Source organism: Catenulispora acidiphila DSM 44928, from assembly GCF_000024025.1.
Classification (GTDB): domain Bacteria; phylum Actinomycetota; class Actinomycetes; order Streptomycetales; family Catenulisporaceae; genus Catenulispora; species Catenulispora acidiphila.
Window position 1 is genome coordinate 8,316,010 of sequence record NC_013131.1, and the last position, 15,790, is coordinate 8,331,799.

The 15,790-nt window shown below is 68.6% G+C and carries 10 protein-coding genes; 8 read left to right on the top strand and 2 right to left on the bottom strand.

Annotation, left to right across the window (positions count from 1 at the left end):
- Nucleotides 1-5: 5 nt before the first annotated feature.
- From CACI_RS35410 to CACI_RS35445, 8 genes are all read left to right on the top strand, one after another.
- Nucleotides 6-980, top strand: coding sequence for an ABC transporter permease (locus tag CACI_RS35410; protein WP_015795706.1), 975 nt, complete (start codon nucleotides 6-8; stop codon nucleotides 978-980).
- A 2-nt stretch (nucleotides 981-982) separates the two neighbouring features.
- The gene (locus tag CACI_RS35415) at nucleotides 983-2,023 is read left to right on the top strand and encodes an ABC transporter ATP-binding protein (protein ID WP_015795707.1); all 1,041 of its coding nucleotides are present in this window, start codon (nucleotides 983-985) and stop codon (nucleotides 2,021-2,023) included.
- Nucleotides 2,020-3,102 (top strand): ABC transporter ATP-binding protein, encoded by a 1,083-nt coding sequence (locus CACI_RS35420; protein ID WP_015795708.1) that lies wholly within the window; start codon nucleotides 2,020-2,022, stop codon nucleotides 3,100-3,102. Before CACI_RS35415 ends, CACI_RS35420 begins: the two co-directional genes overlap by 4 nt.
- A 118-nt stretch (nucleotides 3,103-3,220) precedes the next feature.
- Nucleotides 3,221-5,788 carry a collagenase gene (locus CACI_RS35425; protein WP_015795709.1) on the top strand — a complete coding sequence of 856 codons (2,568 nt, stop codon included), beginning with the start codon at nucleotides 3,221-3,223 and terminating at the stop codon, nucleotides 5,786-5,788.
- Nucleotides 5,789-5,904: 116 nt separating this feature from the next.
- On the top strand, nucleotides 5,905-6,141 hold the full coding sequence (locus CACI_RS35430) for a hypothetical protein (protein WP_015795710.1): 237 nt from the start codon (nucleotides 5,905-5,907) through the stop codon (nucleotides 6,139-6,141).
- Between the two features lie 127 nt (nucleotides 6,142-6,268).
- Nucleotides 6,269-6,451 carry an antitoxin gene (locus CACI_RS35435; RefSeq protein WP_015795711.1) on the top strand — a complete coding sequence of 61 codons (183 nt, stop codon included), beginning with the start codon at nucleotides 6,269-6,271 and terminating at the stop codon, nucleotides 6,449-6,451.
- 758 nt (nucleotides 6,452-7,209) lie between these two features.
- Nucleotides 7,210-10,692 carry a glycoside hydrolase family 15 protein gene (locus CACI_RS46505; RefSeq protein ID WP_015795712.1) on the top strand — a complete coding sequence of 1,161 codons (3,483 nt, stop codon included), beginning with the start codon at nucleotides 7,210-7,212 and terminating at the stop codon, nucleotides 10,690-10,692.
- Nucleotides 10,693-10,785: 93 nt separating this feature from the next.
- Complete coding sequence (locus tag CACI_RS35445; RefSeq protein WP_015795713.1) at nucleotides 10,786-14,184, top strand: glucodextranase DOMON-like domain-containing protein; 3,399 nt, start codon at nucleotides 10,786-10,788, stop codon at nucleotides 14,182-14,184.
- Between the two features lie 66 nt (nucleotides 14,185-14,250).
- Here CACI_RS35445 and CACI_RS35450 read toward each other — a convergent pair whose 3' ends face one another.
- Together CACI_RS35450 and CACI_RS35455 are read right to left on the bottom strand one after the other, a co-directional pair.
- Complete coding sequence (locus CACI_RS35450) at nucleotides 14,251-14,991, bottom strand: ABC transporter permease (RefSeq protein ID WP_015795714.1); 741 nt, start codon at nucleotides 14,989-14,991, stop codon at nucleotides 14,251-14,253.
- Nucleotides 14,988-15,764 (bottom strand): ABC transporter ATP-binding protein, encoded by a 777-nt coding sequence (locus CACI_RS35455; protein ID WP_015795715.1) that lies wholly within the window; start codon nucleotides 15,762-15,764, stop codon nucleotides 14,988-14,990. Before CACI_RS35455 ends, CACI_RS35450 begins: the two co-directional genes overlap by 4 nt.
- Between the last annotated feature and the right edge of the window lie 26 nt (nucleotides 15,765-15,790).

Genomic DNA, 15,790 nt, shown 5'->3' on the forward strand with positions numbered 1-15,790 from the left:
ACGACTTGTTCGGATACATCCTCCGGCGGGGACTGGGCGCGGTACTGATCCTTCTCGTCGTCAGCGCAGTCACCTTCCTCCTCTTCTATGCCCTACCCGCCGACCCGGCGCGCCTGTCCTGCGGCAAGACCTGCACCCCGCAGACCCTGGCCCAGATCCGCCACACCATGGGCCTGGACCGGCCGCTGACCGATCAGTATTGGCAGTTCCTGCGCGGCGTTTTCGCAGGACGCCACTTCGCCACCGTGTGGTGCGCCGCGCCGTGCCTGGGCTACTCCTTCGTCAACCAGCAGCCGGTCACCGCGACGCTCGCCGACCGCTTTCCGGCGACGCTCTCGCTCGCGGCCGGCGCCTCGGTGCTGATCCTGACCGTCGGCGTGGGGTTCGGCATCGTCGCCGCCCTGCGCCGCGGCCGGGCGCTGGACAAGCAGCTCACCGGCGTGGCGCTGGTCGGCGCGTCGATGCAGGTGTACTTCCTCGGCATCGTGGCCCGCTACCTGCTGGTGGACCAGTTCGACCTGCTGCCGCAGCCCGGCTACACCGCGATCACCTCCGACCCCGGCAAGTGGTTCGGCGGCATGCTGCTGCCGTGGGTCACCCTGGCGGTGGTGAGCGCCGCGACCTATGTCCGGTTCACGCGCTCGGCGATGATCGAGGCCGAGTCGCAGGAATACGTGCGGACCGCCCGCGCGCAAGGGCTCCCGCCGCGCGTCGTGCACCTGCGGTACGCCTGGCGCGGCGCCATGACCCTGGTGCTCACACAGTTCGGCCTCGATCTGGGTGTGTTCCTCGGCAGCGCCGTGGTCACCGAGACCACGTTCAACATCCACGGCATCGCCCAGCTCGCCGTCTCCTCGGTGACCGACCTGGACCTGCCGATGATCACCGGGACCGTGCTGGTCGCCGCGACCTTCATCGTGGTGTGCAACACCGCGGTCGACTTCTGTTACGCGCTCATCGACCCCCGGGTGAGGCTCTGACCATGGTGATCCCTGTGCACACCCGCACCGACGTGAGCGCCAGCGCGCGCCCGCTGCTGACCGTCGAAGACCTCGCGGTGCGCTTCGCCACCGAGGGCGGGACGGTCCGGGCTGTCAATGGCCTGAGTTTCCAGATCCGGCGCGGCCGCACCCTGGCGGTCGTCGGCGAGTCCGGCTCCGGCAAGAGCGCCACCGGCCTGGCGATCCTGGGCCTGCACGACCGCCGACGCACGCAGATCACCGGACGCGTGGAGTTCGACGGCGTCGATCTGGCCGGCTTGGACGAGCGTGGGCTGTCGGACTATCGCGGCTCGCGGATCGCCATGGTTTTCCAGGACGCGCTCACCGCACTGTCGCCCTATCACACTGTGGAGCGTCAGCTCACTGATGCCTACCGTCGCCGCACCGGCGCGAGTCGCCGGGCGGCGTGCGTCCGCGCCACCGACATGCTCGCGCGGGTCGGCATCCCGGACCCCGCTCGGCGCGTGGCGGAGTACCCGCACGAGTTCTCCGGCGGCATGCGCCAGCGCGTCATGATCGCCATGGCCCTGATGGGCGATCCGGATCTGGTGATCGCCGATGAGCCCACGACGGCGCTGGACGTCACCGTCCAGGCGCAGATCCTGGACCTGCTGGCCGGTCTGCAAGCCGAGTCCCAGCTGGCGATCATGCTGATCACCCACGACCTCGGCGTCGTGGCCGGCGTGGCGCACGACGTGATGGTGATGTACGCGGGGCGCTGCGTCGAGTACGGACCGGCGGCCGACGTCCTCACCGCGCCCGAACACCCCTACACCGCCGGGCTGCTGCGCTCGGTGCCGACGCTGCGCAGCGATCCCGACGCCGACCTCACTCCGATCGCCGGTAGTCCGCCGGACCTGCTCGACCCGCCGTCTGGTTGCGCTTTCCATCCGCGCTGCGACCAGCGTCTACGGGTCGCCGACGACTTGTGCGCGAGCGCGGTGCCACCCCTCGTACCGATCAGCAGCGGCGAACGCTTCCGCGCCTGCCACCTCGCCCTCGAAGGGAGCGTGACGCTGTGAGCGCTGTGCCTCCGCCCCAGCCCTCCCCCGCCGAACCCGATCCTCTGCTGGACATCACCGGTCTGGCCAAACACTTCCCCGTCCGCCGAGGCGCCGTCGTGCCGCGTCGGATCGGGGCGGTGAAAGCGGTAGACGGCGTCGGGTTCACGGTGGCGCGCGGCGAAAGCCTGGGACTGGTCGGCGAATCCGGCTGTGGCAAGTCGACGACCGGCCGCCTGATCACCCGGCTTCTGGAGCCGACCGCCGGCACGATCCGCTACGACGGCCGGGATATCACCCATGCCGGTCGCAGAGAGCTGATGCCGTTGCGCGGCAAGATCCAGATGGTGTTTCAGGATCCTTATGCCTCTCTCAACCCTCGGCATACGGTCGGCGAGATCATCGCCGCTCCCCTGGAGTCTTTGGGCGTCGGGACCTCGGCGAGTCGCCGAGGGCGGGTCCTGGAGTTGCTGGAGACCGTCGGTTTGGACGCCGCGCACGTCCACCGCTACCCGCACGAGTTCTCCGGAGGCCAGCGCCAGCGCATCGGCGTGGCCCGGGCGCTGGCCACCGAACCGGAGCTGATCGTCGCCGACGAGCCCGTGTCGGCGCTGGACGTCTCGATCCAGGCGCAGATCGTCAACATGCTGCGACGTTTGCAGCGCGATCTTGGCATCGCCATGGTGTTCATCGCCCACGACCTGGCCGTGGTCCGCCAGGTCAGCCACCGCGTGGCGGTGATGTACCTGGGACGGATCGTGGAGGTCGCCGATCGGGACACGCTTTATGAGCGCTGCCGGCATCCGTATACCCAGGCGCTCCTGTCGGCCATCCCTGAGATCGACGACGGCGCGGGTCGCGGCACCGGCACCAGCACCAGCACCGAGCGGATCCGGCTGGTCGGCGACGTGCCCAGCCCGCTGAACCCGCCGTCCGGCTGCCGTTTCCGGACCCGCTGCCCGAAGGCGCAGGACCTCTGTGCCGCCGAGACGCCGCCACTGGTGCGGATCGACGGCTCGGCCGAGGGCCACCTGACGGCTTGCCACTTTCCGTCGCCCGTGAATCAGACCTCTGTGATCGGCCGGGATGTTATCGCGTGAGAGCAATAGTTCTATCGCGCACTCCATTGTCAGTACCGCACACGGATGAGAGCTTCATGGCACGCCTCGCACCGATCGTTTTCGGGGCGCCCCTCATCAGTTCACAAAGGAGCACTTGATGCGCCATCGATCTGCCCTGCCCAGAATTCTGGCTCTGGGCCTCGCGGTCTGCACCGCGTCGTTCGGGCTGGCCGCCGGACCGGCCGGTGCGGTGTCGGGTGCGGCGAGCGCCGCGCCGCCGTCCGTTCCCGCGCCGAGCGGTGCTGCCGTCGCGCCGGCGGGAGCCTCGGAGAGTCACACGGCTGCCAAGCCGTCGCCGGCCGGTCCGCCGGTCGCCATCGGCGCCGCGACGTCGCTGGCGGTGACGAGCCCTGCGGGCCCGGCTGGACCGGACGCCGCGTCCGCCGTGACCGCGGCATCTTCGGCGGCGCCTGCGGGCACGACACCCAGCACACCCAGCACGCAGTCCTGCACCGCCGCTGACTTCGGCAGCCGCGGCGGCGCCAAGCTGGCTGCCTACGTCAAGACGTCGACCACCGACTGTCTCAATACCCTGTATGCGCTCACCGGCTCCGATGCTGCCGCGGTTTTCAAAGAGTCGCAGATGACCGCCGTGGCGAACGCGTTCGTGAGCACGGCGCGGAACTACCGGGGCGACGACTCCAGCGGTATCTGGCAGCTCAGTCTGTTCCTGACCGCCGGGTACTACGTGCAGTACAACAACGCTGCCGCGGTCGGGTCGTACGGCTCTGCCTTGGCCGATCCCGTTCAGAACGGTCTGGACGCCTTCTTCTCCGCGAGGCACTCCTCGGACGTCAGCGCTGCCAACGGAAACGTCCTGGGCAATGTCATTACCCTGAGCGACAGTGCCGACCTGCAGGCGCGCTACATCAGCGTCTACAAGCGGGTGCTGAACGGCTACAAGAGTTCCTACGACGCCTTCCCAAGCATGGACGCGGCGGTGAACGCGGTGTTCACGCCGATCTATCGCGGTCACTTCTTCCCGGCGTATATAGCGGCGGTCACGGCGGACCCGAGCCTCATAGACGCGCTGAACTCCTTTGCGCTCAACAACACCGCGCTGCTCCCCGGCGCGAACTACGCGCTGGACACAAACGCCGCTGCCGAAGCCGTCCGCTTCCTCGACACCCCGGCGCTGCAAGCCAAGGTGCGGCCGCTGGCCGCGCACCTGCTCGCGATCTCGCCGCTGCCCGGGCCGAACGGTCCGCTGTGGGTGCGGGTCGCGGTCGTCGTCGACTACGTCGACGGCGCGGAGTGCGGGACGTTCGGCGTCTGCGACTACACGGACACGCTCAAGGCGGCGGTCCTCCCGACGACCTACCCCTGCGGCACGACGCGCACCATCCTGGCGCAGGCGATGACCGCGGCGGACCTGAACGCGGCCTGCACCAGTCTGCAAGGTGAGGATGCGTTCTACCACGGCCTGGTGAAGGACGGCGGCCCGATCGCCGGGCAGTACGACACGAACGTGCGCCTCGCGGTCTTCGCCACCAAGTGGGACTACACCGTGTACTCCACGGCGCTGTTCGGCAACGACACCGACAACGGCGGCGAGACCCTCAGCGGCGACATCACCGACCCGGCGAACCAGCCGATCTCGGTGATGTATGTGAAGTTCCCCGGCGACGGCTTCCCGGCGAGCGTGTGGAACCTGAACCACGAATACACGCACCTGCTGCAGGGCGAGTTCGACATGAAGGGCACCTTCGACCAGGAGATCTCGGTCCCCGACATCTGGTGGGTCGAGGGTGAGGCGGAGTACGTCTCCTACGCCTACCGCGGTCTGAACAACACCCAGGCGATCGGCGAGGCGAGCCAGCACGCGTTCCCGCTGAGCACGCTGTTCCAGACCACCTACGACAACACCACCACCGACCGCACCTACACCTGGGGTTACCTGGCGGTGCGGTACATGATCGAGAAGCACCCGGCGGACGTCCAGGCGATGCTGGCGAAGTTCCGAGTCGGCGACTGGGCCGGCGGCTACGCGGTCTACAACGCGATCGGCACCAAGTACGACGCTGACTTCGACGCCTGGCTCGACGTCTGCGCGGCCGGCGCGTGCCTGGTCCCCGGTGCTCCGACCGCGGCGTTCACCATGGCTCCCGACGGTCTGTCCGTCCACTTCTCCGACGTCTCCACCGACACCGGCAGCCCGCTGAACTTCGAGCGTTGGAGCTACGGCGACAACACCATCTCCACGACCGACGGCCCGAACCCGACCCACACCTTCCCCGCCGCCGGGACCTACACCATCGCCTTGACCGTCGATGACGCGAAGGGGTTGAGTTCCACCTACGCGCAGAACGTCACGGTGACCGGTCCGTCCGGCCCGCCGCCGTGCCCCTCGGCCAACCCGCAGGCGATGGACCGCAACTGCTCCCGCGCCGACCAGTCGGAGACTGCGGGCGACTACGACAGCCTGTGGATCTACCTGCCCGCCGGACAGGTGACCCTGCATGTCGCCACCACCGGCGGCAGCGGCAACGCAGACCTCTACTACGACCCCGACACCTGGGCCACGAAGCAGACCCACACCGCGAAGTCGACCGGCGGCGGCAACGACCAGAGCATCACCGTGACGAACAAGACGGCGGGGTACCGGTACATCAGCTTGTACGCGGTCACGTCGTTCAGCGGAGTCAGCGTCTCGACGCAGTACTGAGGACATCGCGACAGCGTGAATCGTGAGCGCTCCCGGGGACCGTCCCGGGGGCGCTTGTCGCCTGAACGGCGCCGCTCCGATACCCGCCGCGCCCTGCCCGAATGCACGGTTGAGACATGCCCATTCACGGTCTCAGAGTCACGCTTCAGCCGCCCGACGGCACCGCGTTCGACGAGGACGCGATCCTCAGCCTCGCGACCGGCGCCAACGGTGGCGAGGTCTACAGCGGCAACAGCGGTTTCTGGATCGAGGTCGTCGACGCCGGGGACGGTACCCAGCGCGTCGCGGACTACGGCTGGCCGGACGGGAAACGCGGGCACACCATCGTCAGCCAGGTACCGGTCATCCTCTAGCGCCCCGGCTGCACTATCCGGCGCACATCATCACCCACTTGGGTCCCCGAACAGGCACGCCGGGCTCCAGACCCGCTTACGTAGGTGGTGGGCAAGCTGCCCGATCGCCGGTCGCAAGGAGTCCGCCATGAACGTGCTGGATAAGCTGAAGCAGATGTTCACTGGGCACGAACAGCAGGTCGACAAGGGTAGCGACAAGGCTGCCGACCTGGCCAAGAAGAAGGCCGGCGGCAAGTACGACCAGCAGATCGACACAGGCCGGGACAAGCTCAAGGACCAGTTCGGGACGCAGGACCGCCCGAACGGCTAGATAAAGCTCTCCATTCCGGCGAGCTCGACAACCTCGACAACCTCGACAACTGTGTGAAGCTCGACGGCTGGGGACCAGGTCGCGGATCCGCTCAGGCGGCAGCGACCTGGTCTCTTGTGATGAAGCGGCAGCCGGTGCCGGCCGAACTCGATGAACGAGTAGATGAACCGAGCGACGCGGACCGGCTTCGAGAGTCCCGAGTGGCGGGCGGGACGGCTGTTGCCGTCTCGCCTGAGTTGCTGTCCGCTGCCGGTCCCGCCTCCGGCAGCGTCGAGCGGATCTCGGCTGATGACGCGCCATGCCCTCGATACCAGGCTCACTCCGCAGTAGCACGCATGCGTACCCGCGTCTCAGCCAACAACGCACTGTTCAGCCAGAGCGGCGGCCCGGGTCGCGGGCGTGACTCCGACGTTTCGTGAAGCACCTGCGTCTGGCGACAGAGTGCTGATTCTTGCTGCAAGAGTCAAGGCTCTTGCAGAAATGGCGCGGCGCAATCCAGGCGCATGCCTGTGAGGTGCGGAGATAGGCCTGGTCCCGGGCGTTTTCTTGCAGGTTTTGCAGGGTCTGGCGTTGCTGCTGATTCGGCGATACGTTACGGCTCGCTCACTTGATTTGTTGCCGTGCGCAACAGAACAGGGCTCTTGTATCCGTCGCATGTAGGACAAAATCCCGGCGACTGGGAGCTCTTCAGACGACCCGTGGTGCCGTAATCGCCGGGTCGTGCCTCGCCCCACCGCAAGCTTGCAGGAGGTTGCAGAATGCTGGGCAGATTCATTTCACCACCCCGGGTCGGGCGGCGATGGCTGCGGTCGTCGCTGTCCGCGTTCGCCGGGTTGTCGCTGGCCACTGTGGGAGTCTGGGCTTCGTCCAGTCCTGTGGCGCGGGCTGGTACCGCGTCGGGGGGACCGGGGACGGCCTCGTTCTGGAACGAGACCAGTGGCGTGCAGGGGTTCGCCACCGCGCTGAGTCCGAGTTCGAAGGTCTGGTACACGCTGGGCAACGGCGGGCTGGAGAACGTCTTCTATCCGCAGACCGACAACCCGGACACCTACGGGCTGCAGTACTACGTCACCGACGGGTCGAGCTTCACCGACGGCGAGGCCACCAACACCAAGCACGCGATCGCCTTGGCCGATCCCGCCTCGCTGACGTTCACGCAGACCAACACCGCCGCCAGCGGCAAGTATGCGATCACGAAGACCTACGTCGCCGATCCCGCGCGTTCGGTGATCCTGGTGAAGACCACGTTCACCAACAACGGCTCCACTCCGCTGTATCTGTACGCTGATTACCTCCCCCAGCTCAACAACCAGGGCATGGGCAACATCGGCTCCACCGACGCCGGCGGGGACCTGGTCGCCTCCAACGGCCCGATGGCCAGCGCACTGGCCGCGTCCACCCCCTTCAGCAGTGCCTCGACCGGATACGTCGGCACCGCCAGCAGCGGTACGGCGCAACTGGCAACCGGCCACACGCTCGGCACCGTCTACAGCGGCGTCTCGAGCAGCGGCCACATCGACCAGACCGCGCAAATCCCTGTAGCCGCCTCGGGTTCGACCACCTTCACCCTCGCGCTCGGCTTCGACACGACCAGCGCCGCGGCCGTCTCCGACGTGTCGGCGTCGCTGTCGTCGGGCTTCGCCGCCGTCCAGTCCTCCTTCCAAGCTGGTTGGCACACCTGGATGAGCGGCCTGACCACCGCCCCGGCGTCGGTCGCGAACAACGCCGGACTGCTGACGCAGTACGAGACCTCCTTGATGGAGGTCAAGGCCGATGAGGACAAGAACTACGTCGGCGCGTTCGTCGCTGCTCCGGTCACGCCCTGGGGCTCGACCGTCAGCGCCGACGGAGGTGGCGGACACGGCTACCACCTGGTGTGGACGCGCGACGAGTACCAGATGGCCAGCGCACTGCTGGCAGCCGGCGACAAGCAGGACGCCAGCGACGCGCTGACCTATCTGGAGAACTACGAGGAGACCTCCAGCGGCCAGGTCAAACAGAACACCTGGCTCAACGGGAACGCGATGTGGGGCGGCAACCAGCAGGACGAGGAAGCCGACCCCATCATCCTGGCCTACCAGCTCGGCCGCACCGGCAGCGCCGACTTCGCCAAGATCAAGCTCCTGGCGTCCTTCATCGCCGCCAACGGTCCGACCACCGGGCAGGAGCGCTGGGAGGAGAACGGCGGCTACTCCCCCGCCACCATCGCCTCCGAGATCGCCGGCTTGGTGTGCGCGTCGAACATCGCCACCGCCAACGGCGATTCCGCGGACGCCGCCGCCTGGCTCGCCAAGGCGCAAAGCTGGGCCGGCAGCGTCGCGGGGTGGACCTACACCACGAGCGGTCCCTACGGAAGCGGCTCCTACTTCCTGCGCCTCACCCCCGACGGCCAGCCCAACTCGGGAGCCTCCATCGGTCTGGCCAACGGCGGCGGCAACCACGACGACCGCACCGTGGTCGACCAGAGCTTCCTGGACCTGGTACGCCTCGGCGTGATGCCCGCCACCGCGAGTCAGGTCACGAACTCTCTCGCCGTCGACGACGCGCAGATCGGTGTGAACACCCCCGAAGGACAGATCGACCACCGCTACGACTTCGACGGCTACGGCGAAACCTCCTCCGGAGCGGACTACACCGGCGCCGGAACCGGCAATCCCTGGCCTGTGCTGACCGGTGAGCGCGGCGAATACGACGTGGCGGCGGGCAACCTGACCGGCGCGCAGTCCGCCCTGACCACCATGGCCGGCGCCGCGTCCGACGGCCAGATCTCCGAGCAGGTGTGGGCCGGGACCAACGGCACCGGCGGCTTCAGCCTCGGCCGCCCCGACAACTCCGCCAACCCGCTGATGTGGGCGATGGCGCAGTACGTGCGCCTGGCGATGGACATCTCCGCGGGTCAGAACCTTGATACCCCGACCGTGGTCTGCCAGACGTTCAACGCCTGCTCGGCAGCACCGACGACGAAGCCCGCCGCGCCGACGAACCTGACCGTCACCGCCACCCACACCACCAACGTCTCGCTGTCCTGGTCCGGCTCTTCGCTCGCGGCCGGCTACAAGGTGTACCGCGCGACCGGCACCGGTCCGGCGGCGCTGGTCGCCACGGTCGCATCGACCGCCTATACGGACACCAAGCTGACCGCCTCCACGGCCTACAGCTACTCCGTGACCGCGTACAACAACGTCGGCGAGTCCGGACCGTCCAATACGGTCACGACCACCACCAAAACCCCCGTCCCGCCGCCGAACGCGCCGACCGGCCTCACGGTCTCCGCCGCCGCCAGCACCACGGTCGACCTGACGTGGACCGCAGCCACAGACACCTCTGGTGGAACGGTCGGCGGCTACAACATCTACCGCGCCACCGGAACCGGGACCGCAGCCCTGGTCGCCTCGACGAGCGGCACCAGCTTCACGGACACCGGTCTGACGCCGTCCACCGGCTACACCTACTCCGTCACCGCGACCGACACAGACGGAAACGAATCGGCCGCCTCGAATTCCGTCACCGCGACCACCACCGCGAACAACGTCGAAGTGGTGACCGTGACAGTCCCCTCATACACCGATCAGACCGGACTGACCGTCTACATGGCCGGGACGCTGTCCGCGCTCGGCGGCGGGCAAGGTGACTGGGCAGCCAACGGCATCGCGTTCACCCGCGTGGACGCCACGCACTGGCGCGCCACCATCCACGCCGCGGGTCCGACCACGCTGTCGTACAAGTACACCCTCGGCGGTGCGTGGGCCAACGACGAGGAGACCGCGTCCTGCGGCTACGTGGGCAACCGCAGCATGCAGATCAACGGCGGCACCGAGGCCGATACCGTCGCCAACTGGGCAGGTCCCTACACCTGCGGCAGCTCGCCGCCGCCCCCTCCCGGCGGCGGCACAGGCGGCAACGGCGGCACCACCGAGACGATCGCTGTGACAGTGCCCGCCGACACCCCGGCGAGCGCCCAGGTCTACCTCGCCGGCAACCTGTCGGTCCTCGGCGGCGGCCAGGGCGACTGGGCAGCCAACGGCGTGCTCATGTCCCGGGTCGACGCGACCCACTTCACCGCATCCGTCAGCGCGGCCAACGCATCCACCACGCTGCAGTACAAGTACACGCTCAATGGAACCTGGTCGAACAATGAGGAGACGGGCTCCTGCGGGTATGTGCAGAACCGTTCCCTCACCGTGAACGGCGGCACTCAGACCGACACCGTCGCGAACTGGAAGGGGTACGGCGGCTGCTGAACCACCCCTGTGGTCACTGAACCACCCTTGTGGTCCCGCACCTGGATACAGGTGCGGGACCCGTCCCTGTCCGATCGAGCGAATGAGGCCTCGATGAAACGATCCTCCCGATACAGAGCCGCGGTGGCGTGCGCGGCCGCCTTCGCACTGCTCACCACGGCAGCCGGGTCCACCCAGGCTGCCCGCGCCGCCGTGTCCGGCACCGCGACGGCAGCCGGTCCCGGCGGGCCGTCCTATTTCGATCTGGCGCGCAAGGACTGCCTGGGCACCGCGCAGAACTCGCACTCGAAGGTCTGGTACACGGTCGCCGACGGTGTCCTGTCCGACGTCTACGAGCCGACCGTCGACAACACGAACGTGCAGACCCTGCAGTACGTGGTCACCGACGGCTCGACGTTCAGCGACCTGCAGACGCGCGACATGACGTACACCGTCGCGGCCGACTCGACCGGTATGGAGTGCACGGTCACCTCGACCGACGCCAAGCACGGCTTCGAGCTGGTCACGACGTACGTCACCGACCCGCAGCGCGACAGTGTCCTGATGAACACCCGCATCGCGCCGACTCAGGGCTCAAAGACCCGAGTGGGTGCGCTGAAGGTCTACGCGCGACTCGACGCGCACGTCAACGGCGATGGTGGCGGCGGGGCGCAGAACGCCGGCGGCAACACCGGCGTCGTCGACGCGCACACCGGCATCCCGGTCATCGACAGCACGAACACCACCACCCAAGCCGCCAACCGCAGCTACGCCGTGCCGACCTACATGGCGATGACGTCCGCTGGGCAAGCCGGTGAAGCCAAGCAGCGAGCCTCGGTCGGCTACGAAGGCACGGCGAGCGACGGACTGACCCAGCTCGACTCCTCGCACACGCTCACCCAGACCACCTCGGCCGCCGACGGGCACATCACCGCCACCGAGGACGTCACTCCGCGCCACGGCACCGACTTCACCTTGGCTCTCGGCTTCGGCCGCACTCAACAGCAGTCAGTCCAGACCGCGACCGCGTCGCTGCGCGCGCCGTTCGAGGTCACCGCGCACGCTTACGCCGACACCTGGGGCGCATACGACCGCGCGCTCAACCGGCCGCCAGGCTCAGTGCACGGCCAGTCGGGGCAGTCGGGGCAGTCGGGGCAGTCGGGGCAGACCATCGCCAAGACCTACTACCTCGACGCGAACGTCCTCAAGGCCAGCGAGGACAAGACCTTCCCCGGCGCGGTGGTCGCCTCGCTGGCTTCCCCGTGGGGTCAGGCGGTCAACGCAGGCGTGGAGGCGAACGGCCAGCCGGTCTACTACGGCTCCTACCGGGAGGTCTTCGCCCGCGACGCTTATGAGGCGTTCACCGGGTTCCTGGCCGACGGGGACCTGGCCACCGCCCGCGCGCAGACTCAGTTCCTGCTCGACGACCAGCAGCTGCCGACCGGGCAGATCCCACGCAACTCGCTCCTCAACGGCAAGGCCGCGCCGGACACCGGCGGCGACCAGCTGGACGAGACCGCCTACCCGATCCTGATGGCGTACCTGTCCGGTCTCGGCGGCAGCGACGCGTTGTGGACCGGGCACATCAAGCCGGCTGCCGACTTCCTGCTGGCGCACGGCCCGAGCTTCGGCGTCGAGCGGTGGGAGGAGCAGTCCGGATATTCGCCCTCGACGATCGCCGCCGAGATCGCCGGGCTGACCGCCGCCTCGACCATCGCCAAGCAGCACCACGACTCCGCGGACGCGGCGCTCTACCAGGCTGCCGCCGACGACTTCCAGCGCAACGTGAAGAACTGGACCGTCACCACCACCGGCCCGGACAGCACCTCGCCGTACTTCATCCGGCTGTCCAAGACCGGCGACCCGAACGCCACGACCAGCTACAACCTGAGCAACGGCGCGCCCACCGCGTCGCAGAACACTGTGATCGACGGCGGCTTCCAGGACCTGGTCCGCCTCGGCGAGATCTCGCCGAAGGACCCGGTCGTCACCAATTCGCTGAATGTCCTGGACAGCACTCTGTCTGTCGCCACCCCTTCCGGAACCGGCTACTACCGCTACGGCACCAACGCCGCGCAAGGCTCCGCGGACGGCTACGGCGACTGCTCGACCGTCGGCAGCCAGACCTCCTGCACGACTGCCGGGCAGCCCTGGCCGACCACCGACATCGGTACCGGACACCTGTGGCCGGTCCTGTCCGGCGAGCGCGGCGAGTCCGCCATCGCCGAGAACAATCCGTCGCAGGCTTCTGCCATGCTCTCGTTCATGATCAAGTCGGCGTCGGGCGTGGGCCTGGTGCCCGAGCAGGCGTGGGAGGACCCGAACCTGCCCGCCTCGCCTTACGGCACCGACCCGGCCACGGCCTCCATCGGGTTCGCCGACGGACAAGCCGCCGGCTCCGCCTCGCCGCTGACCTGGGCCCAGGCTCAGGAACTGCGGCTGATCGTCGATCTCGGCACCGGCAAGGACACGGACACCCCGGCGATCACGACGGCGCGCTACGTCACGCACGGCGCTCCGGCTTCGACGACGGTGGCGATCACGTCCCCGGCGTCCGGCGCGACCATCGAAGGCGGCACCACGACGGTGTCCGGTACGGCAACGCCCGGAGCGAGGGTTGACGTCGAGATTCAGGACGCTGATACTGCTGCCGCCGCGACCACGGTCAGCACCGTGGCCAACGGCTCCGGCGTCTACGCCGCAACGGTCCCGATCGGATTCGGTACCAACGCGATCGCCGTCGCGGCCACCACGGCAGCCGGAGCCACCGGTTACACGCAGACCTCGGTGATCGGCGACGTCAGCGGCGGCACCACCGTCTTGAACGTCACCGCGCCCGCCGGGAACGACAACGGCCCGGGAACGTATCAGTACCCGACGTCGTCCTCCTACGCCTCCGGCTCCTTCGACCTGACCGGCTTCCAGGTCATCACCGCCGGATCCGAGGTCTACCTGCGCGCCTCGCTCGCCAACCTCGTACCGACCTTCGGCTCGGTCGACGGCGCGCAACTGCTCGACATCTACGTCCACAACCCCGCGGCGACCTCGACCTCCACCGCCGCGGCCTTCCCCAGCCGCAACTACACGATCGCGCCGTCCGACGCCTGGAATCAGCGCCTTGAGATCCAAGGCTTCGCCTCCCCGGTCTGGGTCGCCCCGAGCGGACAGCAGGTCGGCACGCCGACCGCCGTGGTCGCCTCGACCGTGGCCGACACCATCACCATCGCCCTGCCGGCAGCCCAGTTCGGAACCCCCGGCCCAGGCTGGACCTTCACCCTCGGTCTGACCGGACAGAACGGATTCCAGGCGGACCAGGCCATCCCGTTCACCGCGACGCCCGGCGACTACACCTTCGGGGTCTGCCCGGTCGGCGGCACAGCACCGATCTGCTCCGTGAGCCCCGGTTCCGTGCCCGAGGTGATGTCCACCATCACACCGCCCGGAGTATCGCAGAGCGCTGAGCTCGACCCGACTCTCGGACCGGTCGTGCTGCACGGAGTGACCGCGCCGTAAGAGGCAGGCACAGCACAAACCGGGCCCCGGCAAACGCGCGAGCGCGACTGCCGGGGCCCACCTTTCTTAGGCCACATCGCGGCGCACGCTCGTGGTGACGGCGAGCACGGCGAACAGCACCGTGTAGACCGCCAGTACCGTGCCGCCGCCCCATCGGGGCAACAGGTCGTGCGACATCATCGGCTTGGCAGCGGCGCCGAGAGCCTGCCCGGCGCTGAACGGCAGCCAGCGCGCGAAGCCGCCGACGAGTTGGCCGACGACTCCCTCGACGAGGGCGACCCACGCCAGAGCAGCGGCGATCGCGCCGACTTGGCTGCGGACGAGAGCTCCGATGCCCACGCCGATCGCGGCGAACGCGGCGTTCCACGCGATGCCGCCACCGATCGTCGTCCACATCGACGAGTCGCCCCAGGAGAACGACACGCCCTTGCCGGACCACAGGGCCGCCGCGACGACGAGGCCGACGACCGTGCTCACCAGGCCGCTCACCGCGCCCACACCGGTACTGACGACGAGCTTCGCGGTGACGACGCGGCCGCGGAAGGGGACGCTCAGGTATGTGTCAGTGATCGTCTTGTGCCGGTGCTCGCCGGCGACCGCGAGGATCCCGAACATCAAGGTGAACAGGGAAGCCAAACCGACGTGCGTCATGACTTGCGCTTGCATGGTCGGGTCGTGTGGGTCCGAGCCGGAGGTGATCGCGCCGCCGATCCCGGCGGCCACCAGGAGTGGGGAGGCGGCGAGCAGTAGCCACGGGCTGCGGACGGTGCGCAGTTTGAGCAGTTCGACGCGAATCAGGGTATTCACTTGTGCAGGCTCCTCACCTCGGCGACCGGGGCATCGGCCGCGGTGCCGTCGTGGGCTGTCGTCGCTGCGCTGGCGGTCAGCCGCAGGAACGCGGCCTCGAGCGTCTCGCCCTGCGGGGCGGTGAGATCGGCGAGGCGACCGGCGTACCGCAGCCGGCCTTCAGCCGCGATCACGACGTGATCGACCGTCTGCGCCACTTCGCTCAGGACGTGGCTCGACATCACGACGGTGCGGCCCTCGGCGGCCAGGTCGCGCAGGAGTTCACGCAGTTCGGCCATGCCCGCCGGGTCCAGCCCGTTGGCGGGCTCGTCGAGGATGAGCACCGCCGGGTCGCCGAGCAGCGCCGAGGCCAGACCGAGGCGCTGGCGCATGCCGAGCGAGTAGCCCTTGACGCGGCGATCGGCTGCGTCTGCCAGACCGACTCGGACCAGCACGTCATCGACGCGCGTCGCCGGGATCCGTTCGGCCATGGCCAGGACGCGCAGGTGGTCCCGTCCGCTGCGGCCCGGATGGAATCCGCCGGTCTCCAGCACCGCGCCGACCGCCCGCCGGGGGTGCGGCAGGCGCGCGTAGGGGAAGCCGTCGATCAGCGCTCGGCCGGCGTCGGGTCTGACCAGGCCGAGGATCATCCGCAAAGTCGTGGTCTTGCCTGCTCCGTTGGGACCGAGGAACGCGGTGACCTTTCCGGCTTCCACCTCGAAGGTCAGGTCGTCGACCGCGGTCACCGCTTGGTATCGCTTGGTCAAGCCCTCGACCAAGATGCCGCCGCCCATGCCGGGACCTCCTCTCCGTTCTTGGG

What these genes read in the sequence shown, in the direction of transcription:
- CACI_RS35425 (WP_015795709.1), top strand. Translation starts at nt 3,221, where the DNA reads ATGCGCCATCGATCTGCCCTGCCCAGAATTCTGGCTCTGGGCCTCGCG.
- CACI_RS35435 (WP_015795711.1), top strand. Translation starts at nt 6,269, where the DNA reads ATGAACGTGCTGGATAAGCTGAAGCAGATGTTCACTGGGCACGAACAG.
- CACI_RS35455 (WP_015795715.1), bottom strand. Translation starts at nt 15,764, where the DNA reads ATGGGCGGCGGCATCTTGGTCGAGGGCTTGACCAAGCGATACCAAGCG.
- CACI_RS35430 (WP_015795710.1), top strand. Translation starts at nt 5,905, where the DNA reads ATGCCCATTCACGGTCTCAGAGTCACGCTTCAGCCGCCCGACGGCACC.
- CACI_RS46505 (WP_015795712.1), top strand. Translation starts at nt 7,210, where the DNA reads ATGCTGGGCAGATTCATTTCACCACCCCGGGTCGGGCGGCGATGGCTG.
- CACI_RS35445 (WP_015795713.1), top strand. Translation starts at nt 10,786, where the DNA reads ATGAAACGATCCTCCCGATACAGAGCCGCGGTGGCGTGCGCGGCCGCC.
- CACI_RS35415 (WP_015795707.1), top strand. Translation starts at nt 983, where the DNA reads ATGGTGATCCCTGTGCACACCCGCACCGACGTGAGCGCCAGCGCGCGC.